The 26,462-nt window shown below is 66.6% G+C and carries 26 protein-coding genes; 14 read left to right on the forward strand and 12 right to left on the reverse strand.

Annotated features, from left to right (window positions below; translation table 11 throughout):
- Positions 1–2: 2 nt before the first annotated feature.
- Entirely contained in the window at positions 3–2,054 is a 2,052-nt protein-coding gene (locus FHD68_RS02980) for an ATP-binding protein (RefSeq protein ID WP_244297744.1), read from the forward strand.
- Between the two features lie 8 nt (positions 2,055–2,062).
- Here the strand turns inward: FHD68_RS02980 and FHD68_RS02985 are convergent, their stop codons facing one another.
- Positions 2,063–2,650, reverse strand: a complete 588-nt coding sequence (locus FHD68_RS02985) for a sulfotransferase family 2 domain-containing protein (protein WP_127898640.1) — start codon at positions 2,648–2,650, stop codon at positions 2,063–2,065.
- A 241-nt stretch (positions 2,651–2,891) separates the two neighbouring features.
- On the opposite strand from FHD68_RS02985, the gene recA reads away from it, so the two are divergent.
- The 4 genes from recA (at position 2,892) to FHD68_RS03005 (ending at position 7,913) form a co-directional block, all read left to right on the forward strand.
- A complete protein-coding gene (gene recA / locus FHD68_RS02990) occupies positions 2,892–3,971 on the forward strand; it encodes a recombinase RecA (protein WP_045999067.1) in 1,080 nt (359 codons plus the stop codon).
- A 140-nt stretch (positions 3,972–4,111) separates the two neighbouring features.
- Entirely contained in the window at positions 4,112–6,763 is a 2,652-nt protein-coding gene (alaS, locus tag FHD68_RS02995; RefSeq protein WP_127898639.1) for an alanine--tRNA ligase, read from the forward strand.
- Positions 6,760–7,059: a DUF1330 domain-containing protein gene (locus tag FHD68_RS03000; protein WP_127898638.1), complete on the forward strand. Its 300-nt coding sequence runs from the start codon at positions 6,760–6,762 to the stop codon at positions 7,057–7,059. Before alaS ends, FHD68_RS03000 begins: the two co-directional genes overlap by 4 nt.
- A gap of 59 nt (positions 7,060–7,118) precedes the next feature.
- Positions 7,119–7,913, forward strand: a complete 795-nt coding sequence (locus tag FHD68_RS03005; protein WP_045999070.1) for a class II glutamine amidotransferase — start codon at positions 7,119–7,121, stop codon at positions 7,911–7,913.
- On the opposite strand, the gene FHD68_RS03010 is transcribed toward FHD68_RS03005, so the two are convergent.
- Positions 7,897–8,274 (reverse strand): DUF4177 domain-containing protein, encoded by a 378-nt coding sequence (locus tag FHD68_RS03010; RefSeq protein ID WP_244297746.1) that lies wholly within the window; start codon positions 8,272–8,274, stop codon positions 7,897–7,899. The two genes, FHD68_RS03005 and FHD68_RS03010, sit on opposite strands and share 17 nt — an antisense overlap.
- Positions 8,271–9,782: an Asp-tRNA(Asn)/Glu-tRNA(Gln) amidotransferase subunit GatB gene (gene gatB / locus FHD68_RS03015; RefSeq protein WP_045999072.1), complete on the reverse strand. Its 1,512-nt coding sequence runs from the start codon at positions 9,780–9,782 to the stop codon at positions 8,271–8,273. The genes FHD68_RS03010 and gatB overlap by 4 nt, the downstream gene beginning before the upstream one ends.
- 277 nt (positions 9,783–10,059) lie before the next feature.
- On the opposite strand from gatB, the gene FHD68_RS03020 reads away from it, so the two are divergent.
- The gene (locus FHD68_RS03020; RefSeq protein WP_045981225.1) at positions 10,060–10,671 is read left to right on the forward strand and encodes a transglycosylase SLT domain-containing protein; all 612 of its coding nucleotides are present in this window, start codon (positions 10,060–10,062) and stop codon (positions 10,669–10,671) included.
- 50 nt (positions 10,672–10,721) lie between these two features.
- Here FHD68_RS03020 and FHD68_RS03025 read toward each other — a convergent pair whose 3' ends face one another.
- The gene (locus tag FHD68_RS03025) at positions 10,722–12,107 is read right to left on the reverse strand and encodes a M20/M25/M40 family metallo-hydrolase (RefSeq protein ID WP_127898636.1); all 1,386 of its coding nucleotides are present in this window, start codon (positions 12,105–12,107) and stop codon (positions 10,722–10,724) included.
- A 163-nt stretch (positions 12,108–12,270) separates the two neighbouring features.
- On the opposite strand from FHD68_RS03025, the gene hemA reads away from it, so the two are divergent.
- Positions 12,271–13,500: a 5-aminolevulinate synthase gene (gene hemA, locus FHD68_RS03030; RefSeq protein WP_045999074.1), complete on the forward strand. Its 1,230-nt coding sequence runs from the start codon at positions 12,271–12,273 to the stop codon at positions 13,498–13,500.
- Positions 13,501–13,705: 205 nt separating this feature from the next.
- Complete coding sequence (locus FHD68_RS03035) at positions 13,706–14,914, forward strand: helix-turn-helix domain-containing protein (RefSeq protein ID WP_127899373.1); 1,209 nt, start codon at positions 13,706–13,708, stop codon at positions 14,912–14,914.
- A 28-nt stretch (positions 14,915–14,942) separates the two neighbouring features.
- Here FHD68_RS03035 and FHD68_RS03040 read toward each other — a convergent pair whose 3' ends face one another.
- Positions 14,943–15,989 (reverse strand): dipeptidase, encoded by a 1,047-nt coding sequence (locus tag FHD68_RS03040; RefSeq protein ID WP_127898635.1) that lies wholly within the window; start codon positions 15,987–15,989, stop codon positions 14,943–14,945.
- A 123-nt stretch (positions 15,990–16,112) separates the two neighbouring features.
- Here FHD68_RS03040 and FHD68_RS03045 point away from each other — a divergent pair, with 123 nt between their 5' ends.
- Both FHD68_RS03045 and parA read left to right on the forward strand, forming a co-directional pair.
- On the forward strand, positions 16,113–16,433 hold the full coding sequence (locus FHD68_RS03045; protein WP_045981336.1) for an antibiotic biosynthesis monooxygenase family protein: 321 nt from the start codon (positions 16,113–16,115) through the stop codon (positions 16,431–16,433).
- 75 nt (positions 16,434–16,508) lie between these two features.
- Positions 16,509–17,141 (forward strand): ParA family partition ATPase, encoded by a 633-nt coding sequence (gene parA, locus FHD68_RS03050; protein ID WP_127898634.1) that lies wholly within the window; start codon positions 16,509–16,511, stop codon positions 17,139–17,141.
- 28 nt (positions 17,142–17,169) lie between these two features.
- On the opposite strand, the gene FHD68_RS03055 is transcribed toward parA, so the two are convergent.
- Positions 17,170–17,472: a hypothetical protein gene (locus FHD68_RS03055; RefSeq protein ID WP_052714596.1), complete on the reverse strand. Its 303-nt coding sequence runs from the start codon at positions 17,470–17,472 to the stop codon at positions 17,170–17,172.
- Between the two features lie 130 nt (positions 17,473–17,602).
- Positions 17,603–17,797 carry a cation transporter gene (locus FHD68_RS03060; RefSeq protein WP_127898633.1) on the reverse strand — a complete coding sequence of 65 codons (195 nt, stop codon included), beginning with the start codon at positions 17,795–17,797 and terminating at the stop codon, positions 17,603–17,605.
- 64 nt (positions 17,798–17,861) lie between these two features.
- Between FHD68_RS03060 and FHD68_RS03065 the strand changes: the two genes are divergently transcribed.
- The 4 genes from FHD68_RS03065 to lepA all read left to right on the forward strand — a co-directional run bounded on the left by FHD68_RS03065 (position 17,862) and on the right by lepA (position 22,227).
- Entirely contained in the window at positions 17,862–18,563 is a 702-nt protein-coding gene (locus tag FHD68_RS03065; protein ID WP_127898632.1) for an HAD family hydrolase, read from the forward strand.
- Complete coding sequence (locus FHD68_RS03070; RefSeq protein WP_240542414.1) at positions 18,560–19,465, forward strand: DMT family transporter; 906 nt, start codon at positions 18,560–18,562, stop codon at positions 19,463–19,465. The genes FHD68_RS03065 and FHD68_RS03070 overlap by 4 nt, the downstream gene beginning before the upstream one ends.
- A 201-nt stretch (positions 19,466–19,666) precedes the next feature.
- Positions 19,667–20,362, forward strand: coding sequence for a type 1 glutamine amidotransferase domain-containing protein (locus FHD68_RS03075; protein WP_127898631.1), 696 nt, complete (start codon positions 19,667–19,669; stop codon positions 20,360–20,362).
- A gap of 65 nt (positions 20,363–20,427) precedes the next feature.
- Positions 20,428–22,227, forward strand: a complete 1,800-nt coding sequence (lepA, locus tag FHD68_RS03080) for a translation elongation factor 4 (protein WP_127898630.1) — start codon at positions 20,428–20,430, stop codon at positions 22,225–22,227.
- A gap of 3 nt (positions 22,228–22,230) precedes the next feature.
- Here lepA and FHD68_RS03085 read toward each other — a convergent pair whose 3' ends face one another.
- The 5 genes from FHD68_RS03085 to FHD68_RS03105 form a co-directional block, all read right to left on the reverse strand.
- Entirely contained in the window at positions 22,231–22,614 is a 384-nt protein-coding gene (locus FHD68_RS03085; protein WP_127898629.1) for a hypothetical protein, read from the reverse strand.
- Positions 22,615–22,755: 141 nt separating this feature from the next.
- Positions 22,756–22,902, reverse strand: coding sequence for an entericidin A/B family lipoprotein (locus tag FHD68_RS03090; protein ID WP_064503532.1), 147 nt, complete (start codon positions 22,900–22,902; stop codon positions 22,756–22,758).
- A gap of 63 nt (positions 22,903–22,965) precedes the next feature.
- Entirely contained in the window at positions 22,966–23,349 is a 384-nt protein-coding gene (rbsD, locus tag FHD68_RS03095; protein ID WP_127898628.1) for a D-ribose pyranase, read from the reverse strand.
- 9 nt (positions 23,350–23,358) lie between these two features.
- The gene (locus tag FHD68_RS03100; protein ID WP_139085148.1) at positions 23,359–24,540 is read right to left on the reverse strand and encodes a dipeptidase; all 1,182 of its coding nucleotides are present in this window, start codon (positions 24,538–24,540) and stop codon (positions 23,359–23,361) included.
- Between the two features lie 58 nt (positions 24,541–24,598).
- Positions 24,599–26,419, reverse strand: coding sequence for a M3 family oligoendopeptidase (locus tag FHD68_RS03105; protein ID WP_127898626.1), 1,821 nt, complete (start codon positions 26,417–26,419; stop codon positions 24,599–24,601).
- Between the last annotated feature and the right edge of the window lie 43 nt (positions 26,420–26,462).

Here is a 26,462-nt window from a genome sequence, read left to right on the forward strand (position 1 = left end):
TGCTGGCGCCGATGGTGCTGGGGGCGGCCGTGCTGATGGCGCGACCGGGCGCCGCGACCGGGACGGCGGCCGTGCTTGCCTCGACGGTCGCGGTGGCGTGGTACCTGCTGGGGGGCGCGGTCGCCGTGGGCCATCTGGCGCGCGGACTATCGGCCCGCAAGGCCCTGCGCGCCATCAGGGGAGAGGTGGCGACCGCCGCCGACCCGATCTGGATGTGCGATGCCCGCGGCCAGGTGCTGTTCCAGAACGAGGCCGCCCGGACCGAGTTCGAGGACCTGACCGGTCGCCCTGTCCTGTCGCTGATCGCGCGCCTGCGGGCCGATGCCGAAGGGCAGCTGGCCGACCTGACCGCCCGTGCGCTGCGGGTGGGCAATGCCGATCTGGAACTGGCCGAGGGAGAGATCCTGTCGCTGTCCTGCCTGCCCGACGCGCCGCTGCAGATCTGGTCGCTGCACCGCGCCGGGGTCCAGCCTGACGGGTTCGAGCTGGCCCTGGCGATGGAGGAGGACCAGCCCCCCGCCGATGATTTCGACGCCATTCCCGTCGCGCTGCTGCGTCTGGCGACTGATGGCCGCATCTGCCGCGCCAATGCCGCCGCGCGTCACCTGCTGGACGGCATGCTGGCGGACGAGGGCCAGAACCTGGCCGAACTGCTGGAAGGGCCGGGGCGCCCGTTGGCAGACTGGCTTTCCGACATGTGCGCCGGGCGCGCCACCAACGGAACGGAAATGCTGCGCCTGCGCCACCCCGACAGCCGCCAAGGAGAGATGCGCGACCGCTATTTCCAGCTGTCGCTGGCGCGCGACCCGGCCGAGGCTGGCCGCATGATCGCCGTGCTGACCGATGCCAGCGCCCTCAAGACGCTGGAGGCGCAGTTCGTGCAAAGCCAGAAGATGCAGGCCATCGGCCAACTGGCAGGCGGCGTCGCGCATGATTTCAACAACCTGCTGACCGCGATCAGCGGACATTGCGACCTGCTGATGCTCAAGCGCGACAAGGGCGATCCGGATTATGCCGACCTGGACCAGATCAGCCAGAACGCCAACCGCGCGGCGGCGCTGGTCGGACAGCTGCTGGCGTTCTCGCGCAAGCAGACGCTGCGGCTGGAGACGCTGGACCTGCGAGACACGCTGGCCGACCTGACCCACCTGCTGAACCGGCTGGTGGGGGAACGGGTGGGCCTGACCATCACCTACGATCCGGCGCTGCGCGCCATCCGCGCCGACAAGCGGCAACTGGAGCAGGTCATCATGAACCTTGTCGTCAACGCCCGCGATGCCATGCCGCAAGGAGGCGACATCACCGTGCGCACCGAAAACCTTCACCTGTCCGAGGCGATGACCCGCGACCAGGTCACGCTGTCCAAGGGCGACTATGTCCGCATCATCGTGCGCGACCACGGCTGCGGCATCGCGCCGGATAATCTTGGCAAGATCTTCGAGCCGTTCTTCACCACCAAGCGCACGGGCGAGGGGACGGGGCTGGGCCTGTCGACGGCCTATGGCATCGTCAAGCAGACCGGCGGTTTCATCTTCTGTGACAGCGTGCTGAGCGAAGGGACGACCTTCTCGCTCTATTTCCCGGCCCATGCCCGCGCCCAGATCGCGGCGGTTCCAGCCGCGCGTCCCGCACCCCGGCCCACCCCGCAGCTGCAGACCGGCCCCAAGGCGACCGTGCTGCTGGTCGAGGACGAGGCGCCGGTCCGCGCGTTTGCCGCGCGTGCCCTGAAGCTGAAGGGGTATGACGTCCTCGAGGCCGGATCGGGAGAGGCCGCGCTGAGCCTTCTGGAAGGGCGCGACGGTCCGGTCGACATTTTCGTCACCGATGTCGTGATGCCCGGCATGGACGGCCCCACCTGGGTCCGCGAGGGGCGGCGGATCCTGCCTTCCGCCAAGGTCATCTTCATGTCCGGATATACCGAGGACATTTTTGTGGACGGACAGGTGCCCATTGCAGACGCATCGTTCTTGGCCAAGCCGTTCACGCTGACCGAGCTGACGCAGATGGTCGAGATGCAGCTGACGCGCCCCTCGGGCAGCGACCGGCTGCATTGACGCGCAGATCAGCCGCGGCTGTGCAAGGACGCGTAGACGTCCAGTTCGCGGGCCATGGCGTGGCGCAGCTGCGCCTCGGCCGGTTCGGGCAGATGGACGTCGACACTGGGCGGCACGTTGATGCGCGGCAGCTCGATCGCGCAATCAAGACGCGTCTCCAGGAAATCCACGAAGCTGGCGATGTCCTCGTAGCGGAAGATGCAGTCGACGCGATGATCGCCGTCCGTCAGAAACGCGCTCTGGCTGCCGATTTCGCGGTGCTGGCCTGCGGCATAACGCGCCGCGAAATCGGAAAAGCTGATGCCGTCCATGGCATGGCGCGGATCGTCGTGATCGTCGCGCAGCTTGAAGCGGTACCAGCTGCGCAGCCAGTCCACCGGCTCTCGCATCAGGGCGACCGTGGTGAAATCCGCACCGGTCTGCGCGGAAAGCCAGGGGCCGACGAAACGGCGATAGGTGGCGATATCGGTATGCTTGAGCGCGTCCGGTCGCAGCAGCGACGCCGAGGCCAGCGACTCGAGCGCAACCTCGATCGCCGTCGAGCCGGCCTTGGGCGTGGCGAGAAACACCAGCCTCTGGTCCCAGAATATCAGCATGCCTGTCGTCCGATCATGGTGTTGCAGATGCACGGAGGGGTTGGATAGCGGGCCCGCCAAAGGCTGTAAACGCTTTGTTAACCCTGTCCGCGCGATGCTGGCGCAGACGAATCGACAATCGTCCACAACATCCTTGAAAACCGGTTAAGGATGGCGCATCTAATGGTGAACAAGGCAAGAACATCCGGTCGGTCGAATTGATTGCCCCGCCCGGAGGGCTGTGAAATAACGTAGGGATCACATGGCACAGGCGAGCATCTTCGACATGACGGACAAACGCGCGGCGGACAAGCAGAAGGCGCTGGACAGCGCCCTGGCCCAGATCGAACGGCAGTTCGGCAAGGGCTCGATCATGAAGCTGGGCAAGGACAGTCCGGTGGCCGAGATCGAGGCGACCTCGACGGGGTCGCTGGGTCTGGACATCGCGCTTGGCATCGGCGGCCTGCCCAAGGGCCGGATCATCGAGATCTTCGGGCCGGAAAGCTCGGGCAAGACGACGCTGACGCTGCATGTCGTGGCCGAGGAGCAGAAGAAGGGCGGCGTCTGCGCCTTCGTCGACGCGGAACACGCGCTGGACCCGCAATACGCCAAGAAGCTGGGCGTGAACCTGGACGAACTGCTGATCAGCCAGCCCGACACGGGCGAGCAGGCGCTTGAGATCGTGGACACGCTGGTGCGGTCGGGCGCGGTCAGCCTGGTTGTGGTCGACTCTGTCGCGGCGCTGACGCCCAAGTCCGAGATCGAGGGCGACATGGGCGACATGCAGATGGGCAGCCAGGCCCGCCTGATGAGCCAGGCCATGCGCAAGCTGACCGCCAGCATCGGGCGTTCGAACTGCATGGTGATCTTCATCAACCAGATCCGCATGAAGATCGGCGTCATGTTCGGCAACCCCGAGACCACAACCGGCGGCAACGCGCTGAAGTTCTATGCCTCGGTTCGCTTGGACATCCGTCGCACTGGCGCGGTCAAGGACCGCGACGAGGTCGTGGGCAACGCCACCCGCGTCAAGGTGGTCAAGAACAAGGTCGCGCCCCCCTTCCGGCAGGTCGAGTTCGACATCATGTACGGAGAGGGCATCAGCAAGGTCGGCGAACTGATCGACCTTGGCGTCAAGGCCGGCGTGGTCGAGAAGTCGGGCGCGTGGTATTCCTATGGTGACGAGCGCATCGGCCAAGGCCGCGAGAACGCCAAGCAGTTCCTGCGCGACCGCCCCGAGGTGGCCTTTGCCATCGAGGACAAGATCCGCGCCAGCCATGGCCTGGAATTTGGCGTCGGCGAAGGGTCGGACAGCGGCGACGACGACTCGCTGACAGAATAAGGTCGCTGCCATCACAACGGACGGGCGCGGGGGAGACCCTGCGCCTTTTCGCATGCCGGTTGCTGGACAGGGCAGCGGCCGGGCGATAGACCATCGGCAGCCCGGCTTGGCCGGAGACACTTTTGCGATGAAGGCCCGCCATGCCCAGTCTGAATGACATCCGCTCGACTTTCCTTGGCTATTTCGAAAGGAACGGCCACCGGGTCGTGGACAGCAGCCCGCTGGTCCCGCGCAACGACCCCACGCTGATGTTCGCCAATTCCGGCATGGTGCAGTTCAAGAACCTGTTCACCGGGGTAGAGACGCGCGACTACAACCGCGCGACCACCGCGCAGAAATGCGTTCGTGCCGGTGGCAAGCACAACGACCTGGACAATGTTGGCTATACGGCGCGGCACCACACGTTCTTCGAGATGCTGGGCAATTTCAGCTTTGGCGACTATTTCAAGGACCAGGCGATCGCGCATGCCTGGGAGTTGCTGACCCGCGATTTCGCGATCCCCAAGGATCGCCTGCTGGTCACGGTCTATCACACCGACGATGAGGCCGTGCAGATATGGAAGAAGGTCGCGGGCCTGTCCGACGACCGCATCATCCGTATCCCGACATCGGACAATTTCTGGCAGATGGGCCCGACCGGTCCCTGCGGCCCCTGCACCGAGATCTTCTTCGATCATGGCGACAAGATCCCCGGCGGCCCTCCGGGCAGCCCGGACGAGGATGGCGACCGCTTCATCGAGATCTGGAACCTGGTCTTCATGCAGAACGAGCAGTTCGAGGACGGCTCCATGCGGGCGTTGGACATGCAGTCCATCGACACCGGCATGGGGCTGGAGCGGATCGGCGCGCTGCTGCAGGGAAAGCACGACAACTATGACACCGACCTGATGCGCTCGCTGATCGAGGCCTCGGCCCATGCGACCAGCGCGGATCCCGACGGGCCGGGCAAGGTGCATCACCGGGTGATCGCGGATCACCTGCGGTCGACCAGCTTCCTGATCGCGGACGGGGTGATGCCCTCGAACGAGGGCCGTGGTTACGTGCTGCGCCGGATCATGCGCCGCGCGATGCGCCATGCGCATATGCTGGGCGCGCAGGACCCGGTCATGCACAAGCTGGTGCCCGCATTGGTGCGCCAGATGGGCGCGGCCTATCCGGAGCTGACACGCGCGCAGGCGATGATCGAGGAGACCCTGCGGTCCGAGGAAACGCGGTTCCGCCAGACACTGGACCGGGGTCTGCGCCTGCTGGACGACGAACTGGCGCGCCTGCCCGAAGGGGCCGACCTGCCGGGCGAGGCCGCGTTCAAGCTGTACGACACGTTCGGATTTCCGTTGGACCTGACACAGGACGCGCTGCGCGAAAAGGGCTGCGCGGTGCAGACCGAGGGGTTCGACGCGGCGATGGCCAAGCAGAAGCGCATGGCCCGTGCCGCATGGTCGGGTTCCGGAGAGGCCGCGGATGCGACCATCTGGTTCGAGCTGGCCGAAAAGCACGGCGTCACCGAGTTCCTGGGCTATGACACCGAGGAGGCCGAGGGCCAGATCACCGCGCTGGTGATCGACGGCGCCGACGCGGCCGAGGCGGGCGAGGGGGCCAAGGTCGCCATCGTGGTGAACCAGTCGCCCTTCTATGCCGAAAGCGGCGGGCAGGTCGGCGATCATGGCCTGATCCGCACCGAAACGGGCGCGGCGCGCGTCACCGACACCAAGAAGGTTGCCGGCGTCTTTATCCATCAGGCCGAGGTCACGATGGGCACCATCAGTCGTGGCCAGGGGGCGCAGCTGTCGGTCGATCACGACCGCCGGTCGGCGATCCGCGCGAACCACTCGGCGACGCACCTGCTGCACGAGGCGCTGCGCGGGGCCCTTGGCGATCACGTCGCGCAGCGGGGCAGCCTGAACGCGCCGGACCGGCTGCGGTTCGACTTCAGCCACAACCATGCGGTCACCGCCGAGCAGCTTGCGGCGATCGAGGCCGAGGTGAACGGCTATGTGCGCCAGAACAGCCCGGTCGAAACCCGGATCATGACGCCTGACGATGCACGCGCCTTGGGGGCGCAGGCCCTGTTCGGCGAGAAATACGGCGACGAGGTTCGCGTCGTGTCGATGGGCGCGCAGCCCGGCAGCGGCAAGGGCGCCGATGGGGCGACCTATTCGCTGGAGCTGTGCGGCGGCACGCATGTCGCGCGGACCGGCGATATCGGGGCGTTCGTGCTGTTGGGCGACGCAGCCTCCAGCGCGGGTGTCCGGCGGATCGAGGCGCTGACCGGACAGGCGGCGCTGGCGCATCTGCGCGATGCGGACAGCCGCCTGGCCGAGATCGCGGGCATCCTCAAGGCGCAGTCCGCCGAGGTTGTGACCCGTGTCCGCGCGCTGGCCGACGAACGCAAGGCGCTGGCCAACGAGGTCGCGCAGCTGAAGCGGCAGCTGGCGATGGGCGGCGGTGACGAGGCCGAGGAGATCGCGGGCGTCAAGTTCATCGCCCGCAAGGTCGAGGGCGTGGGCGGCAAGGAACTGGGTGCGCTGGTCGACGAGATGAAGGCATCCCTGGGCAGCGGCGCCGTTCTGGTGCTGGCCGAGGATGGCGGCAAGGCCACCGTGGCCGCGGGCGTCACGCCCGATCTGACCGGTCGCATCAGTGCCGTGGCGCTGGTGCAGGCTGCGACGGCTGCACTGGGCGGCAAGGGCGGTGGCGGCCGCCCCGACCGGGCACAGGGTGGCGCGCCCTCTCTGGCGGCCGCGGAAACGGCGTTCCAGGACGCCCGCAAGATCATCGAGGACAGCAAATGACAGCGCTTTGGATTGCCCATGTGACCGTGACGGACCCGGACGCCTATGGCCTTTATGCCAAGGCGGCGGGCCCTGCGATCGCCGCCCATGGCGGTGTGTTCCTGGCCCGCGCCGGCCGCTATCACGTGCTGGAGGGGGCGGACCGCGCCCGCCACGTGGTCGCGCGGTTCCCGTCACTTGATGCGGCCGTTGCCTGTTATCACAGCAACGAGTACCAGGCGGCGCTTGCGCATGCCAAAGGGGCCAGCGAACGCGATCTTGTCATCGTGGAAGAGGCCGCACCCCCTACGGAATAGGTGAAACCTTCAGACTTTCGTGCTAGTCCTGTCACAAAAGAGACGTGAAGGGGCAGGGCATGTGTCGTTGGGCCGCCTATCTGGGCGCACCGATCTTTCTGGAGGATATCGTCAGCCGGCCGGCGCATTCGCTGATCCGGCAGAGCCAGGGCGCGATGCGATGTCATACGCCGGTGAATGCCGACGGCTTCGGCATCGCGTGGTACGGCGAACGTCCCGAACCGGGGCTGTACCGCGATGTCATGCCGGCCTGGTCCGACCCGAACCTGCGCAGCCTTGTGGCGCAGGTGCGGTCCGGCCTGTTCATGGCGCATGTGCGGGCGTCGACGGGGACGGCGACCAGCCGCAACAACTGCCATCCCTTTGCCGTCGGTCGATGGAGCTTCATGCATAATGGCCAGTTCGGCGGCTATGACGCCTTCCGACGTCATGCCGACGTGCTGATCCCGGACGAATACTATCCCCACCGCAAGGGCGCGACCGACAGCGAGGCGCTGTTCCTAGTCGCCCTGGGATGCGGGCTGGACCAGAACCCCAAGGTTGCGATGGAACGGGCGCTTGGGCTGTTGGGCACATTGGCGCGTCAGCGCGGATGCGCACCGCATGTCCGCGCCGCCTGCGCCCTGTCGGACGGAGAGCGGCTGTACGCTTTGCGCTACAGCAGCGACGATCAGGCGCCGTCGCTGTATCATCGATGGTCGGAAAGCCGTCAGGGCTGGGCTGTCGTGTCCGAACCGCTGGAAAGCGACGAGGCGGACTGGACCGAGGTTCCCCCCGGCAGCTTCTGCACGTTCGAGCGCGACCGGGTCGAGGTCGTGCCGTTCTGCCCCGAACCGCTCAGCGCGGCCGCCTGACCCTTACGGGCGGTCGGTCATCGCATCGGGGGCCGGGGGCCGGGGGCGCGGCCTCGGGTGCCTCGGGCTGGGGCAGGCGGCGCAGTTCAGGATCGACGCTGTGCGGGCGGCGGAACACCAGCACGTTATGATAGACCGTGGTGCGCCCGGTCAGGCCGCTGCGCTCCTCGCTTGGCAGGACATCGGCGCGCACGTATTCCCAGCCCTCGGCCGACATGCGGTTCAACTCTGCCGTCAGCGACAGGGCATACCGATCAGTCGGCGTCTTTGCCTCGCGGGCCTTCTCCGTCTTGGTCGGCGCGGGGATGACGGAATATTCAAAGCGCATGTCGGCGTCCTGTCGCGAGGGGGTAAGGGTCACAGAGCCAGTTTCCGGGCGACCATGTCGTTGACGGCGGCGGGGTTCGCCTTGCCGCCGGTGGCCTTCAGCACCTGGCCCACGAACCAGCCCGCCAGCTTGGGGTTGGCGCGTGCCTTTTCGACCTGGGCGGGGTTGTCGGCGATGATCTGGTCCACAGCGGCCTCAATCGCGCCAAGGTCGGTGACCTGCTTCATGCCGCGTTCCTCGACGATCCGGGCGGGGTCGCCGCCTTCGGTCCACAGGATCTCGAACAGGTCCTTGGCGATCTTTCCGGAAATCGCGTCCGATGCGATCAGGTCGATCACGCCGCCCAACTGCGCGGCGGACACCGGAGAGGTCGCGATGGTCAGACCTTCCTTGTTCAAGCGGCCGAACAGTTCGTTGATGACCCAGTTCGCGGCCATCTTCCCGTCGCGGCCCGATGCCACGGCCTCGAAGTAATCGGCGTTCTCGACTTCTGCGGTCAGCACGCCCGCATCGTATTCCGACAGGCCCATGCCCTGCACGAAGCGGGCCTTCTTCTCATCGGGCAGTTCGGGCATGGATGCCGCGATGTCGTCCACCCAGGCCTGCTCGATCTCCAGCGGCAGCAGGTCGGGGTCGGGGAAGTAGCGGTAATCATGCGCCTCCTCCTTCGACCGCATCGACCGCGTCTCTCCCTTGTCGGGATCATAAAGGCGCGTCTCTTGGACGATCTTTCCGCCATCCTCCAGGATCGCGATCTGGCGCCGGGCCTCATAGTCGATGGCCGCCTGGATGAAGCGCATCGAGTTCATGTTCTTGATCTCGCAGCGCGTGCCCAGATGGCCGAAATCGCCGGTCTCCTGGAACCGTTCGTAATCGCCGGGCTTGCAGACGCTGACGTTGACGTCGGCGCGCAGGTTGCCGTTCTGCATGTTGCCGTCGCAGGTGCCCAGATAGCGCAGGATCTGGCGCAGCTTGACGACATAGGCGGCGGCCTCCTCGGGGCCGCGGATGTCGGGGCGGCTGACGATCTCCATCAGGGCGACGCCGGTGCGGTTCAAATCAACAAAGGACATGGTCGGGTCCATGTCGTGGATCGACTTGCCCGCGTCCTGTTCCAGGTGGATGCGCTCGACGCGGACGCGGCGGGCGACGCCGGGGGCCATGTCGACGATGATCTCTCCCTCGCCCACGATGGGGTGGTACAGCTGACTGATCTGATAGCCCTGCGGCAGGTCGGGATAGAAATAATTCTTGCGGTCGAACGCGCTGCGCAGGTTGATCTGGGCCTTCAGGCCCAGGCCGGTGCGGACCGCCTGCGCCACGCAGAATTCGTTGATGACCGGCAGCATGCCCGGCATGGCCGCATCGACGAAGGCCACGTTGCTGTTGGGCTCGGACCCGAAACGGGTCGACGCGCCGGAAAACAGCTTGGCGTTCGATGCGACCTGGGCGTGAACCTCCAGCCCGATCACCAGCTCCCAATCGCCTTGCGCGCCTTGGATCACTTTCGGCTGCGGGGCGGTGAAGGTCAGGTCAAGCATGGCGGGCCTCTTTGGCGGCAAACGGTCTGGCGGCGGTTTTAGGGCAAGGCCGTCGCATTGTCACGGCCCCGCCCGCCACTGCCGCGCGAATCATCACGGGGGCCGTGCAATGCGTAAAATTCGAATGAACGGTGGCGTTCGGCCATGGCCGTCGGCGGATTTCCGACCATGTGCCTTTCGTGTCGCGGCAGGTTCCCGCCGAGGCAAATCCTTCTTCTTGCAGGATATTCGACACACGCTATGGCAGAGGACGACGAAACCACCCTTAGAGGTAACCATGCGCGCCGCGCTTTCCCTTGCCGCCCTAGCCCTGGTGGCCGCCTGTTCCACGACCCCGTCGGGTCCGACCGACGCCCAGGTCGAGGCGCAGGAGATGGCCCTGGCCCAGGTGCCCCCGATGCGGTGGGGAGAGCGCAACGGCTCTGACGAATGGACCCGCGCCACGATGGAGGCGCTTGACCGTGAAGGCGTGACGATGCTGTCCAGCGTCCCTCATGACATCGCGGAGTTCTGCCCCAACTATCGCCAGCTTGCTCCCACCGGCCGCAAGGCGTTCTGGGCGGGGCTGCTGTCGGCCGTCGCGCGGCATGAAAGCACCTTCAATCCGCAGGCCGCCGGCGGCGGTGGCAAATGGATCGGCCTGATGCAGATCGCGCCGGCGACATGGCGCAACTATGACTGCACCGGCAACATCCGCAACGGCGCCGACAACATGGCCTGCGCGGTCAAGATCGCTGCGCAGCAGGTGGGACGCGACAACGCCGTCGCCCGTGACGACAACGGCTGGCGCGGCGTCGCGCGGGACTGGGCGCCGATGCGCAGCAGCAAGAAGCGCGCGGACATCGCCGCCTGGACCTCCAGCCAAAGCTATTGCAGCGCGCAGGGCTGAGACCGGATCAAGTTGGGGAAAGGGGGCCGGATCGGGCCCCCTTTTTCATGTCAGCGCAGGGCCGACAGGATGCGCGCCCAGGACCGCGCGCCCTTGGCAAAGCTTTCCACGTCGTACTTTTCGTTCGGTGAATGGATGCGGTCGTCGTCGCGGGCAAATCCCACCAGCATCGAATCCATGCCCAGCAGCTCCTTGAAATCGCCCGCGATGGGGATCGACCCGCCGCCGCCGATATAGGCGGCCTCCTGGCCCCATTCCTGCGTCAGCGCATCCTTGGCCTGGCCGAACGCCGGATCGCTGATGTCCATGACGCTGGCGGGCCCGGCGCCGTGGTCGTGGAATTCCACCCGGCAATCGGCGGGAACGAAGCGGCGGACATGATCCTGGAACGCCTGGCGCACCGCCTGCGGGTCCTGGGTGCCCGTCAGGCGGAAGCTGACCTTGGCCCGCGCCGTCGCCGGCAGAACGGTCTTGAACCCCGCGCCGGCATAGCCGCCGGCGATGCCGTTGATCTCGGCCGTGGGCTGGTTCCAGACCATCTCCAACGCGGTGCGGCCCCGTTCGCCGATGGGCTGGGACAGTCCCACGCGCGACAGATAGTCGGCGGCGTCGAAATTCAGCGCCTGCCAGTCGCGCGCCAGCTCCGGCGACAGATCCGCCACGCCGTCATAGAAGCCGGGCAGGGTGACGCGACCCGTGTCGTCCTTCAACGCCGCCAGCGCCTGCGCCAGGATCATGATCGGGTTCGCCGCCAGCCCACCGAAGCTGCCTGAATGCAGGTCGCGATCGGCGGCATGGATCACGACCTCCTGTCCCACCAGCCCGCGCAGTTGCGTGGTGATGGCGGGCCGCCCGTCGGCATAGCGCGCCGTGTCGCAGATCATCGCCAGATCGGCGCGCAGGCTGTCGGCATGTTCGATCAGGAACGGCCGTAGCGACGGAGAGCCGGACTCCTCCTCGCCCTCGAACAGCAGGATCAGGTCGGTGGGCAGGGCGCCATGCACGGCCTTCCAGGCCCGGAACGCCTCGACGAAGGTCATCAGCTGGCCCTTGTCGTCGGACGCGCCGCGGGCGCGGATCACGCGCCCCTGGGGCGTATCCTCGATCGCCGGTTCGAATGGCGGGCGGTCCCACAGGGACAGCGGATCCACCGGCTGCACGTCGTAATGGCCATAGAACAGCAGCGGGCGCGCATCGCCACGGGGGCTGCGGGCGGTGATCATCGGATGGCCGGGCGTGTCGTGGACCTGGGTGTCGAAGCCCAAGTCGCGCAGTTCCTGTGCCAGCCATTCGGCGGCGGTCCGCACATCGCCCGCATGCGCCGGATCGGTCGAGATGGACGGGATCTCCAGAAAGCGCATCAGCCGTGCCAGCGCATCCTCCAACCCCTGGTCCAGATGCGTCAGGATGTCCTGCAGCCTTGCGTGTTCGCCCATGATTCCTACCTCTTGCGGTGTCGATTTCAGGTTTCTGCCTGCGCCTTTCGTCGAATTGCGACGTTTTCGGCCTGTTTTTTTCGCGCCTTGACCTCTATCAAGGCAGAAAGCGCGCGGTCGGAGAATGATCGCACCCAGCCAGCTATGCAAGGGATCGCCCGCCATGAAATATGATGTCGCCTTGGACAAGGCCCTTGCACGTCTGCACGAGGAAGGGCGCTATCGCACCTTCATCGACATCGAACGTGCGCAGGGCCGGTTCCCGCAGGCGGTCTGGAATCGCCCCGACGGCGAACGCCAGGAAATCACCGTGTGGTGCGGAAACGACTATCTGGGCATGGGTCAGCACCCGACCGTCCTGGCCGCGATGCACGAGGCGCTGGACGCCACCGGTGCGGGGTCCGGCGGCACGCGCAATATCAGCGGTACCACGGTCTATCACAAGCGCCTGGAATCCGAACTGGCGGACCTGCACGACAAGCAGGCGGCGCTGGTCTTCTCCAGCGCCTACATCGCGAATGACGCGACGCTGTCGACGCTGCCCAAGCTGTTTCCCGGCCTGATCATCTATTCGGACGAGCTGAACCACGCGTCCATGATCGAGGGGATCAAGCGCAATGGCGGCGCCAAGCGCATCTTCCGGCACAACGATCTGGCGCATCTGCGCGAGCTTCTGGCCGCGGACGACCCGGACGCGCCCAAGCTGATCGCCTTCGAATCCATCTATTCGATGGACGGCGATTTCGGCCCGATCGAGGGGTTCTGCGATCTGGCCGACGAATTCGGCGCGCTGACCTATCTGGACGAAGTCCATGCCGTCGGCATGTACGGCAAACGGGGCGGCGGCGTCGCGGAACGCGACGGGCTGTCGGATCGCATCGACATCATCAACGGCACCCTGGGCAAGGCGTTCGGCGTGTTCGGCGGCTATATCGCGGCCAGCGACAAGATGTGCGACGCGATCCGGTCCTATGCGCCGGGGTTCATCTTCACCACGTCTTTGCCACCGGCGGTTGCAGCGGGGGCCGCGGCGTCCATCGCGCTGCTGAAGACGGCCGAGGGGCAGAAGCTGCGCGATGCGCAGCAGCTGCATGCCCGCATCCTGAAGATGCGCCTGAAATCGCTCGGTATGCCGATCATCGACCACGGCAGCCATATCGTGCCCGTCCATGTCGGTCATCCCGTGCATTGCAAGGCGCTGTCCGACATGCTGCTGCGCGATTACGGCATCTACGTGCAGCCGATCAACTTCCCCACGGTCCCGCGCGGGACCGAGCGGCTGCGTTTTACCCCGTCGCCGGTGCACGATCCGAAGCAGATCGATCACCTGGTCCGGGCGATGGATGCACTGTGGTCGCACTGTGCCCTGAATCGCGCGGAATTGAGCGCGTAATGCAATCCACGGGTGAACTGCTCTCGCCTGCGTGATAACCTTTGGCTAAAGAAGCTTTGGTAGCCTTCGATTCGGAGGCAGCCTATAACAAGCGGATGAGGCATAGGCGATGAGCAGGCTGCGGGCACCTGACCCGGCAGAAGATTTCGTGCAAGTCGGGGATACGGCAGTGTTCCTGGACGATGACACGCGGTTGGGCGATCTGATGCGCGGAGAGCGGGCGACGTTGGGCAAGTCCCTTCTGGACGTCCAGCGCGAATTGCGCATCCGTGCGTCCTATGTCGCCGCGATCGAGAACTGCGACGTCTCAGCCTTTGACGCGCCCAGCTTCATCTCGGGCTATGTGCGCTCCTATGCGCGTTATCTGGGCATGGACCCCGACTGGGTCTTCCGGCGGTTCTGTCAGGAATCTGGCTTTCAGCCGACGCACGGCATGGCTCCTGCCGCTGCCGGGCCCAAGCCGGGCCGCCGTCCGTCCGACCCTGCCGAAGCGCTGGCCAATCCCCGCGCCTTGTTCATCCCTCAGGAACGCGGATTCCTGTCCGAGGTCGAGCCGCGCGCCATCGGCGCGATCTTCGTGCTGATGGCACTGATCGGTGGGCTGGGCTATGGCGGATGGGCCGTCCTGCAGGAGGTCCAGCGCGTCACGCTGACCCCGGGTGACGATCTGCCCACGGTGGTCGCCGAACTGGACCCGACACAGGGCGCGGGGCTGTCGGACCCTGCCATCGACGGCGGACAGGGCAGCGACATCGCGCTGAGCCTGCCCCAGCCCGAGGCGCTGGATCGCCTTTACCGTCCGCAGATCCTCGAGGCACCGGTCCTGACCGCGCGCGACGGGCCGATCGCGGCGATCGATCCCGGTCTGCTGGACAGTTCCGCCACGGTCGAGGATGTGATCGCCTCGGCGGGACAGGTCGCGCAGGTGCCGCTTCCCCAGAACGCACTTGCCCAGCAGGCCGGCGTGGCGCAGGTGCCGACCGGAACGCCCGGCGCCATCGGCGCCTTGCAGACCGCCCAGCCCGCCGCCGTGGAAAGCGTCGTGCGCACGCTGGCCCCGGATGCGCCCCCGTTGGAACTGATGGCGGCGCGTCCGGCTTGGGTGCGCGTGACATCGGCGGACGGCACGGTGCTGCTGGAAAAGATCATGGATGCGGGCGAACGCTTTGCGCTGCCGCCGCTGGAACAGCCGCCCGTTCTGCGGACCGGAAATTCGGGCGCGGTCTATTTCGCGGTCAGCGGCCAGACCTATGGCCCGGCGGCGCCCGGCGCGCAGGTCATCAGCGGGGTGGAACTGTCCCCCGCCAGCCTGACCGAGCGTTACGCACTGGCCGATCCTGCGGCCGACCCCGAACTGGCGCAGATGATCGCGGTGGCGCAGGTCGCGACGCCCGGCCAGACCGAAACCGAGTGAGACACGCAGGGCCGGAACCCTGGCCCGCCTAGCGCCAGGTGCGTTCCAACAGGCCGATCCAGTTGTCGCAGGCGATCTTGCGGATCAGGGCGGGGCCGTAACCGGCATCGTCCATCGCCTTCATCAGCACGGGCAGCGCCGATGCGTCGGGCAGATCCCGCGGCATCAGCGCGCCGTCGAAATCGGACCCCAAGGCCACGCCATCCTCTCCCAGGATATCCAGCAGGTGATCCAGATGCCGGATCATCATGCCTAGATCCTCCAACGGCTGGCGCCGCCCGTCAGGCCGCAGGAAGCTGGAGGCGAAGTTCAGTCCGACCAAGCCCTTGCTGTCCGCGATCTGGCGCAGCTGCCGGTCGGTCAGGTTGCGGCTGCTTTCGCTGAAGGCATGCACGGCGCTGTGGCTGGCGACGAGGGGCGCCTCCGACAGCCGTGCGACATCGTCGAAACCGGCCTGGTTCAGGTGCGACAGGTCCAGCATGATGCCAAGCGCGTTGCAATCCGCGACCAGTGCATGACCTTCTGGAGTCAGCGGGCCGCCCATGTCGGGGCTGGCGGGAAAGGCAAAGGGCACGCCCTCGCCGAACTGGGTGGGTCGCGACCAGACCGGCCCAAGCGAGCGCAGCCCCGCCGCGTGCCACAAATGCAACGCGTCGCGGTCGCGGATCGCCTCGGCTCCCTCCATGTGCATGATCGCGGCGATCCTCCCGGCCGCAATGGTCGCGCGCAACCCTGCGGCGTCGCGCACGATATCCAGGGTGCCGGTCCGCTCCAGCGCCAGCAACGCCGCCGCCTGTGCGAAAGCCTGGGGCAGGGCCACGTCGGACGCGATCTGGGCGGGCAGGGGCAGCTCGAAGGGCGGGTTCTCCATCGCGTCCATCGCATGGTCGTCGCCCAGCCCTGCCGGTGTCGGTATCCAGATCGCGAAGAAACCGCCGACCATGCCGCCGGCCTGCATCCGGGGCAGGTCCAGATGGCCGGTGCCGTCGCCATGCAGCCAAAGCTGGTCGGCATCCGCACCCGCCGCCACGACGCGCTGCAGGAAATCGTTGTGGCCGTCGAATACCGGGGTCATGGCTGGTCCTTGCTGTTTCGTCCCGGCAGGATGCACATCGTGCAGCGCCCTGCAATGGCACTTTGCGCCAAGGGGCTTGGGGGTTACGCTGGTGGCAGGACCATGCCCATGAAAGGCCAGCCCATGCCCCGCATCACGCCCGATTTCGACGGCCAGACCGTCATCACCACCTTCGAGGTGACCCCTGGTACCGCGCATGACGTGTTGGACCTGCTGACCGAGGCTTGGGCGCAGGTCATCAGCAGACAGCCCGGCTGCCTGGGCGGGGCGATCCATCTGAACGACGCGCAGACCCGCATCGCCACCTATTCGCAGTGGCGCGACCGCCGCGATTACCAAGCGATGCTGCGCGACCCCGAGATGCGTCGCCGGAACCGCGAGATCCACGGAATGTGCAAGTCGTTCGAGCCCGTGATGTACGAGGTTCAGTCCGTGCATCCCTGATGCTGCACATGCAGAAACTTGGTGCAATCGGCCGCGTTGGACCCTAGGCTGGGCCAAACGCGGGGGATTGTCGCAATGTCAGGTCGGATCATCACGGTGGCTCAGCAAAAGGGCGGATCGGGCAAGACGACGCTGGCCGTCAATCTGGCGGTCAGCCTGCATGCGCGGGGTCATTCCGTCGCCCTGATCGACACCGATCCGCAGGGCAGCCTGGGCCGCTGGTTCATGGAACGCATGTCCGCCGTGGGAGAGGACGAGGCAATGGATTTCTCGACCTCGTCGGCCTGGGGGGCCAGCTACGAATCGGAGAAGCTGAAGCGTCGGTTCGATTACGTCATCATCGACACGCCGCCCAAGATCGACAGCGACCTGCGCCCGGCGCTGCGTGTGGCGGATCTGGTGGTGGTGCCGGTGGCCACCAGCCATGTCGACCTGTGGGCGACCGAAGGGGTCCTGGACTTGGCGCGGCGCGACAAGGCGGATGTGCTGGTGGTCCTGAACCGCACACGCCCCAACACGCGCCTGTCGGTCGAGGTGGCGCAGAAGGCGGCCGAGCTGGGCGCGCAGGTGGCCGACACGCAGGTCGCGAACCGCGTCGTCTATGCCGAGACCCTGGGACTGGGTTTGGGGGCGATCGAACGCCCCAAAGGTCCCGCAATGGCCGAGATGGCCGCGCTGACGGATGAGATCCTGGCCCGCATCGGCTGACCCAAGCGGGCCAGCCTGTTAGTTCAGATCAGCGGCACAGCCGTTCGGATTGCGCCGCGAAATTGCGGTAGCGGGCCCAGAAGGCGTTGTCCGCGTCACGCTTTGACGTACGGACCTCTTGGGCGCGATGCGGCTCGCGGAAGAACTGCGCCGCTTGGCGCTGGTCCGACCGGGACAGGGTCTGGTTCGCGACCTGCTGGATGCAGCCGCACAGCGGTGCGTTGCCGCGCGCGCGGTCCGACCGCACGCAGGCACTGTCGATGGGTCCGGCCATGGCCAGGGGGGTCGTCATGACGATCGCGGCGGCCGCGATCACGAAACGGTTCAGCATTGGACTGTCTCCTCGAAATGCCTCGGACGGCCGCGCGCCGGTTGGTCCGGTTCTTGCCCGCATAGGCCGATCGGGCGATCCTAGCATCAAGCGGCCCGCCGCTCAATCGCGGCGAACCCGGTGATCGGGGTCATGTGGCAGGCAGCGGGCGGGGGGTGAAGCCCGCGGCGGTCAGGGCGGATTGCGCGGTGGCGGGATCCAGCCCCTCGACGGTGACGCGCTTTTCGGGCAGATCGACGGTTGCGCGGCCGCCAGCCCCGGCGACGGCGGCCTCGATCGCGGCCTTGCAGTGGTCGCAGCTCATGTCGGGGACGGAATAGATCATCGGGCGCTCCTGTGCTGGGTCGTTCGATCCTGAAACAGCGCGGCGCCGCCCGCAAGAGGACGACATGACCCTGTTTGACGCCATCGGGCTGGATGCTGACGACACGCTGTGGGAGAACGAGACGTTCTTTCGCGTCACCGAGGCTGAGTTCTGCGCGCTGCTGTCGGACCACGGCGACGCCGAGACCATCGCGGCGCGGCTGTACGACACGGAAAGCGCGAACCTTGCGCGCTACGGTTACGGCATCAAGGGCTTCATGCTGTCGATGGTCCAGACCGCGATCGAGCTGACCGACGGACGCATCGAGGGCCGCCAGATCGCCCGTATCCTGGACCTGGGCGCCGAGATGCTGGCCCATCCCGTGACCCTGCTGCCGGGGGTGGAACAAGCCCTGGACGCGCTGGAGGGGCGGCGGCTGATCCTGATCACCAAGGGCGACCTGATGGATCAGGAGCGCAAGATCGCAGCCTCTGGACTGGCCGAGCGATTCGCGGCGGTGCAGATCCTGGCCGACAAGACGCCCGAGGCCTATGCCCGTGTCCTGATGGGGCAGGGGGTGGAGCCGTCGCGGTTCCTGATGGCGGGCAATTCGATGCGCAGCGACGTGATCCCGGTGCTGGATCTGGGCGGGACGGGGGTCTTCATCCCGCATGACCTGACCTGGAGCCATGAACATGCCGAGGCGCCCGATCATCCGCGCCTGCATCAGCTGTCCGACATGGGCGGACTGCCCGCGCTGATCGCCAACCTGGAAGGTGCGGCGTGACCGACAACGGGCGTGCCGCGCTGTTTATGTCGGCATCGATGGCGATGTTCGCGGTCGAGGATGCGTTTCTCAAGGTACTGACCCGGTCGATGCCGGTGTGGCAGCTGCTGGCGATGGTGGGCGTGGTCGCGGGTGCGATATTCTGGACGCGTCTGGCGCGGCGGGGCGGGCGTCTTTGGACAGGTGACCTGATCCATCCCATGGCGCTGTTGCGCAATGCCGGAGAGATCGTGGGGGCCGTCTGCCTGGTGACGGCGCTGGCGGTGGGTGATCTGGCGGTGACCTCTGCGATCCTGCAGGTGCTGCCGCTGACGCTGGTGCTGGGCGCTGCGCTGTTTCTGGGTGAAAAGGTCGGGTGGCGCCGCTGGCTGTCGGTGGCGGTCGGATTCGCGGGGGTGCTGCTGATCCTGCGGCCCGGGACGGCGGCGTTCCATCCCGCAATGCTGTGGGCGGTGGCGGGCGTCGCGGGGCTGACGCTGCGCGATCTGGCTACGCGGCGCATTCCGCCGGGGGTGGCGTCGGATCAACTGTCGGCCTCGGCCTATGGCGCGATGATTCCGGCGGGGGTGGTGCTGGGCTTGCTGGCCGGGCCCGCGCCGGTGATGCCTGGCCCGATCGAGGTCGTCTTGCTGGCGGGGACGGTGGTGTTCGGCGTCGTGGGCTATGCGACGCTGGTGGCGGCCTCGCGTCTGGGCGAGGCGTCGGTCGTCGCGCCGTTCCGATACACGCGGCTGGCCTTTGCGCTGGTCGTGGCGGCGGTGATCTTTGGCGAGCGGCCCGATGCGGCCACCTTGGCAGGGGCGGCGTTGATCGCGCTGGCGGGGGGCTATGCGATGTGGCGCGAGGCGGGGCTGCGGCGCAGGCGCCCCGTCGACAGCCTGGTGCGACCCGGTCCCGTTTGAGGTAGTGCCCGCGCGTGAATTGGGCGCACGAGGCCGCCTGCGGGCCCATCGAGGGGCCTTGGCGGCCGCGCGACCCAGATGGTCGCACCGGTGCGACATCGCGATCGGGAACTCGGACGCGTCGGGGAACATTGACATGCCGAACGCCATGGCGCCATCCCGGCATCGTGGCGATTTTTCCATCCCTCAAGGAGGTTTACCATGCCCAAGGCCCTGTTCATCCTGACCTCGCACGACACGCTTGGCGACACCGGCAAACCGACGGGTTTCTATTGGGAGGAGCTGGCCGCCCCCTATTGGATCTTATCGGACGCGGGCTGGCAGATCGAGCTGGCCAGCATCAAGGGCGGCAAGCCCCCGGCGGACCCTTCCTCGGCCGAGGGCGACGCGATGACCGACGAGGCCCGCCGCCTGCTGGCCGACGAGGCGGTCATGAACAAGCTGGAAAACACCACCAAGGTCGAGGACGTCGAGGTGTCCGGTTGCGACATCGTGTTCCTGCCGGGCGGTCACGGCACGATGTGGGACCTGCCCAATTCGAAGGCCTTGGGCGATCTGCTGGGCCGGGCGTTCGACAAGGGTGCGGTCGTCGGCGCGGTCTGCCACGGGCCGGCCGGCCTGCTGTCGGCGCGTCTCGCCTCGGGTGATCCGCTGGTCCACGGCCGTCGCGTGGCGGGGTTCACCAACAGCGAGGAGGACGCGGTCGGCCTGTCCGATATTGTCCCGTTCATGCTGGAGGACCAGCTGAAGGCCCAGGGCGGCCATCATCAGAAGGGCCCGGACTGGCAGCCCTTTGCCGTCGCCGATGGTAACTTGGTCACCGGCCAGAACCCTGCCTCGTCGGCCGAGGTCGCGCGCCTGATGCTGAAGGCCGCGGACCTTCCGACCGCGCCCTGACACCAAATAACGCAGGGCCGCGAAACCCTCTTTTCGCGGCCTTTGCGGGGCTGTATAGCCCGCCCATGACCGACCTTGACCTCATCCGCAATTTTTCGATCGTGGCGCATATCGACCACGGGAAATCCACCTTGGCCGACCGGCTGATCCAGTCCACGGGCACTGTCGCGGATCGCGACATGAAGGCCCAGATGCTGGACAGCATGGATATCGAGCGCGAGCGCGGGATCACCATCAAGGCCAACACGGTGCGGATCAGCTATCCGGCCAAGGACGGCCGGACCTATGTCCTGAACCTGATCGACACGCCGGGCCACGTGGACTTTGCCTATGAGGTCAGCCGGTCGATGCGCGCGGTCGAGGGGTCGCTGCTGGTCGTCGACGCCAGCCAGGGCGTCGAGGCGCAGACGCTGGCCAACGTCTATCAGGCGATCGACGCAGGCCACGAGATCGTGCCGGTCCTGAACAAGATCGACCTGCCCGCGGCCGAGCCCGACCGCGTCAAGGAGAACATCGAGGAAGTCATCGGCATCGACGCGCAGGACGCGATCCCGATCAGCGCCAAGACCGGTCTGGGCATCCCGGACGTCCTGGAGGCCATCGTCACGCGCCTGCCCGCGCCCAAGGGCGACCGCGACGCGCCGCTGAAGGCGATGCTGGTGGACAGCTGGTACGACGCCTATCTGGGCGTTGTCGTGATGATCCGCGTCATGGATGGGGTGATCCGCAAGGGCGACCAGATCAAGATGATGCAGACCGGCGCCAGCCACCGCATCGACAAGCTGGCCGTCCTGACGCCGCAGATGGTCGACATCGCCGAACTGGGCCCGGGAGAGATCGGTGTCTTCACCGGCTCGATCAAGCAGGTGCGCGATACGCGCGTGGGCGACACGATCACCCAGGAACGCAAGCCCTGTGCCACGGCGCTGCCGGGCTTCAAGCCGGCGCAGCCGGTGGTGTTCTGCGGGTTGTTCCCGGTGGACGCCAACGATTTCGAACCCCTGCGCGACGCCATCGAAAAGCTGGCCCTGAACGACGCCAGCTTCAGCTATGAGATGGAGACGTCGGCGGCCCTGGGGTTCGGCTTCCGCTGCGGGTTCCTGGGGCTTCTGCACCTTGAGGTCATCCGTGACCGGCTTGAGCGCGAATACGACCTGGACCTGATCACCACGGCGCCGTCGGTGGTCTTCAAGCTGCACATGCGCGACGGCGAGGTGCGCGACCTGCACAACCCCGCCGACATGCCGGACCTGACCCATGTCGACCATATCGAGGAGCCGCGCATCAAGGCCACGATCATGGTGCCGGACGAGTATCTGGGCGACGTGCTGAAACTGTGCCAGGACCGTCGCGGCATCCAGCTGGACCTGACCTATGCCGGCGCGCGGGCGATGGTGGTCTATGACCTGCCGTTGGCCGAGGTCGTGTTCGACTTCTACGACCGGCTGAAGTCGGTGACCAAGGGCTATGCCAGCTTCGACTATCAGATCAGTGAGTACCGCGAGGATTTCCTGGTCAAGATGTCGATCTTGGTGAATGACGAACCGGTGGACGCGCTGTCGATCATGGTTCATCGCGACCGTGCCGAAAGCCGTGGCCGCGCAATGGTCGAAAAGCTCAAGGACCTGATCCCGCGGCACATGTTCAAGATCCCGATCCAGGCCGCGATCGGTGCCCGCGTGATCGCGCGCGAGACGCTGTCGGCCATGCGCAAGGACGTGACCGCCAAGTGCTATGGCGGCGACGCCACGCGGAAAAAGAAGCTGCTAGAAAAGCAGAAGGCCGGCAAGAAGAAGATGCGTCAGTTCGGCAAGGTCGAGATTCCGCAGACCGCCTTCATCCAGGCGCTGAAGATGGACAACTGATCATCATTCCCGAATGAAGGGAATGATGATGCGGCAATGGCTGGCCACGGCCTGACCGATCGACAGTGCGCCATCGCGCGGCCCTGATCCGAACTGGGACAGGCCTGCGCCCTGCGCCTGGCGTGCCGGGTCCAGCGTGAACAGGATGCCCTGACCTGCCTCGCGCGGCTTGGGACTGGCGCGCCAGATGCGCGTCGCGACCGGCTGGTTCATCACCTGCTGCGCAAGATCACCGGCGGCGCACCAGTAATCCGTGTCGGTCCGGCCCGCCTCGAACGGGACCGCGATATCGGTCGCGTCGACCTGACGGGCCTCCATGCCATTGCGGGCGGTGAAGGCATGGGCGGGCAAAGGCAGCGCGAGCAGCGCCATCAGGATGATCCGCATGATGGCCTCATCGTTTCTTTGAGGGATACGTTCAAACGGACCAGACCGGCATCGGGTTCCTTATCCAATGCCCCATGCGCATGAGAAAGCCCCCCGGCAGCACGCTGCGGGGGGCCGTCATGTCTTGCCGATCGATCAGGATCACATCCCGGCTTGAGCCTCGGCGCTTTCCTGCTGGACGACCGCGCCGGCGGTCGAGATGTCGCGGCCCGCACCTTGCACGGTTTCGCAGGCGGCCAGCGTCATCATGGCCAGAACGGCGGTCAGGCCCAGGATCTTCTTCTGCATCGCTCAGTCTCCTTGTGGATAAGCATCTGGGCTTGCAACGCAATATCGGCGCATCGGTTCCGTCTAAAACGGCACGCCAGCGTAAAGGGCCACATTGGCATAGGGGGTGCATTCCCCGGTCCGCACGATCGCGCGGGCGTGTCGCGACGCCGCCTTGAAGTCGTCATGCGACAGCATGGTGACCGGTCCGATGTCGCGTCGCGCGAATTCGGCCTGCAGGTCGGGGGCGGCTTCGGTCGCCATCGCCGAACGTTCGACGACCAGTTCGGCCAGCACCACGTCCAGCACATCGAAGACGCCCGGAATGCCGCGGGTCAGGGCCAGGTCGATGACCCGGACGCCGGCGGGCACGGGCAGCCCGGCATCGCCGATCACCAGCATGTCGCCATGGCCGAAGGCGGCGATCAGCCCGGACAGTTCGGCATGCAGCAAGGTCGTGCGTTTCATCGGTTCCTCTCAGTTCTCGGGCAGGGTTTCGGCCAGATAGGCCATCATGTTGCCCCCCATGACCTTGGCGATCTGCACCTCTGACAGGCCTTGGTCAAGCAGGGCCTGGGTCAGTGCAGAAAGATGGGCGGCGTCGAACGGCGTGTCGACCGACCCGTCCCAGTCCGAGCCGAGCGAGACGTGGTCGTCTCCGGCGACCTCGATCGCGGCTGCGATGGCCTGGGCCACGTCGGTGGGCGTCGATCCGCAGACCACGTCCGACCAGAACCCGACGCCGATGATCCCGCCCGCCTGCGCGATGTCCGCGACCAGATCGTCGGGCAGGTTGCGGGGGCTGGGGCAATGGCGGGTGATGCCGGTATGGGACAGGACCGGCCGCGCGCCCGGAATGGCCAGCACGTCGCGCACCATCTGCGGGCTGGCATGGGTCACGTCGATGATCATGCCGCGCGCGAGCATCGCGTCCGCCACCTGACGCCCGAAATCGGACAGGCCCGCGCCGGTGCCGCCCTCTCCGTGCAGACTGCCGCCCAGCTCGTTGTCGAAGAAATGCGTCAGCCCCATCAACCGAAAGCCCGCGTCATAGAGCACGTTCAGATTGGCCGGATCGCCCTCCAGAGGGTGACCGCCTTCCGATCCCAGCACCGCGCCCAGCACCTGCGCGCCTGCCTGCCGCCGCGCCAGATGGTCGGCCAGATCGGCGCGGCTGCGGATCACCCGCAGCCGGTCAGGTGCGCGATCCGCGGCGTCCTGCAACGCCTGCGCCTGCACCAGCGCCCGTTCGCGCAACGAGAACCAGCTGCGCGGCGGGCGCAGCTGTCCGATGAACAGGGGCGTGATGTTGTCGCCGGTATCGGTGGCGTTGTAATCATAGTTCTGGCCGCGGGGGCTTCTCGTAACGGTGGTGAAGACCTGCACCGCCATGTTCCCGTCCAGCAGGCGCGGAACGTCGGTATGACCCCGCTCCGCGCGGTCCAGCAGGTCGCGGTCCCACAACAACGCATCGGAATGCCAGTCGCCGATCACCAGCCGGTCATGCAGGGCCTGCGCCTCTGCCGTGACCGGCCAGCCTTCTGCCGGCATGGTGACGGGGTTCATCCCGCGTTCGACATAGGCCGGGGCGAAGGTTAGAAACCCCGCCACGCCCATTGCCAGGACCGCACCCGTCCCCAGCAGCACCCGTTTCCACATGGCTCCTCCGATCCGTCGCGCACAGTCTAGCGCGACGGACCGGGGACGCCAGACGGGATCACGCCTCCAGCGCCTCCAGCTGGTCGATCAGGCTCTCGATCATGGACAGGCCCTTGTCCCAGAAGGCCGGGTCGGACGCATCCAGGCCGAACGGTGCCAGCAATTCGCGGTGATGCTTGGAGCCGCCGGCCTTCAGCAGGTCGAAATACTTGTCCTGAAAGTCCGGCAGGCCGTCCTCGTAGGCGGCATAGAGCGCGTTCACCAGCCCGTCGCCGAAGGCATAGGCATAGACATAGAAGGGCGAATGCACGAAATGCGGGACATAGGTCCAGAACGTCTCGTATCCCGGCATGTATTCGAAGACCGGGCCCAGGCTTTCATGCTGGACGGCCATCCACAGCGCGTTGATGTCGTCGGGGGTCAGCTCTCCCTCGGCGCGGGCGGCGTGCAGGCGGCATTCGAAATCATAGAACGCGATCTGACGGACGACCGTGTTGATCATGTCCTCGACCTTGCCCGCCAGCAGGGCCTTCTTCTGCGCGGGGTCGATGGTCTTGGCCAGCAGCGCGCGGAAGGTAAGCATCTCTCCGAAGACGGACGCGGTTTCCGCCAGGGTCAGCGGCGTCGAGGACAGCAGCTCCCCCTGACGGGCGGCCAGACGTTGGTGGACGCCGTGGCCCAGTTCGTGCGCCAAGGTCATCACGTCGCGCGGTTTGCCCAGATAGTTCAGCAGGATATAGGGATGCGCGGTCGAGACGGTCGGGTGCGCGAACGCGCCCGGCGCCTTGCCCGGCTTGACGCCCGCGTCGATCCAGCCCCTGTCGAAGAACGGCTCGGCCAGTTCGGCCAGTTCCGGCGAAAAGCCGGCATAGGCGTCCAGGACCGTCGACCGCGCCTCGGGCCAGTCGATCACGCGGGGCGCGTCGGTCGGCAGCGGCGCGTTCCGGTCCCAGACCTGCAGCTTGTCCAGCCCCAGCCATTTCGCCTTCAGCGCGTAATAGCGGTGCGACAGGCGGGGATAGGCGGCGGTGACGGCATTGCGCAGCGCCTCGACCACCTCGGGTTCGACATGGTTCGACAGGTGACGGCCGTATTGCGGCGTGGGCATCTTGCGCCACTTGTCCTCGATCGCCATTTCCTTGGCCAGCGTGTTGTGGATGCGCGTGAACAGCCCGACATTCGCGGTGAAGACCTTGGCCAGCGCATGGGCGGCGGCCTCGCGGCGTGCCCGGTCGTGGTCGGTCAGCAGGTTCAGCGTGGCCTCCAGGCCCAGGGTCTCTCCGTCTACGTCGAAGGTCAGGGCGGCGGTCGTCTCGTCGAACAGGCGGTTCCATGCGGCGGCGCCGACGACCGAAGTGTCGTGCAGGAACTGCTCCAGCTCGTCCGACAGTTGGTGGGGCCGCATCGCGCGCATCCGGTCGAAGACCGGCTTGTAGCGGGCAGGGCCGTCGGCGGCGGTGAACATGGATTCGTAGGTCGCATCGGGGATGCGGTTGAACTCCAGCGAGAAGAAGATGATCGGCGTCGTCAGATCGGTGATGCGCGCCTGCAGGTCGCCCATCTGCTTGGCACGGACCGGGTCGGTGGTGTTCTGGTAATAGCGCAGCCCGATATAGGACATGACGCGCCCGGCCAGGATATTGATTTGCTCGAACGCCTCGACCGCCTGCAGCATCTGCGCGGGCGCCAGGTCGGCCAGCTTGCCCTGGTATTCGGCGGCAAAGGCCTGCGCGTGCGTCTCGATGCGCGCGATGTCCGCGGTCAGTTCGGGGCTGTCGGGGGCGGTATAGAGGTCGCTGAGATCCCATTCGGGCAGGGTGCCGAAATCGCCCTTGGCGCGCGCCGGATCGGTTGCATCGAAGACGGTGTTGCCTGCCATGGTGGGTCCTTTCAAAATGCTTCGGCGTCAGATGTGGACCCTG

Origin of the sequence: Paracoccus marcusii (assembly GCF_006151785.1) — a bacterium.
Taxonomy (GTDB): Bacteria; Pseudomonadota; Alphaproteobacteria; order Rhodobacterales; family Rhodobacteraceae; genus Paracoccus; species Paracoccus marcusii.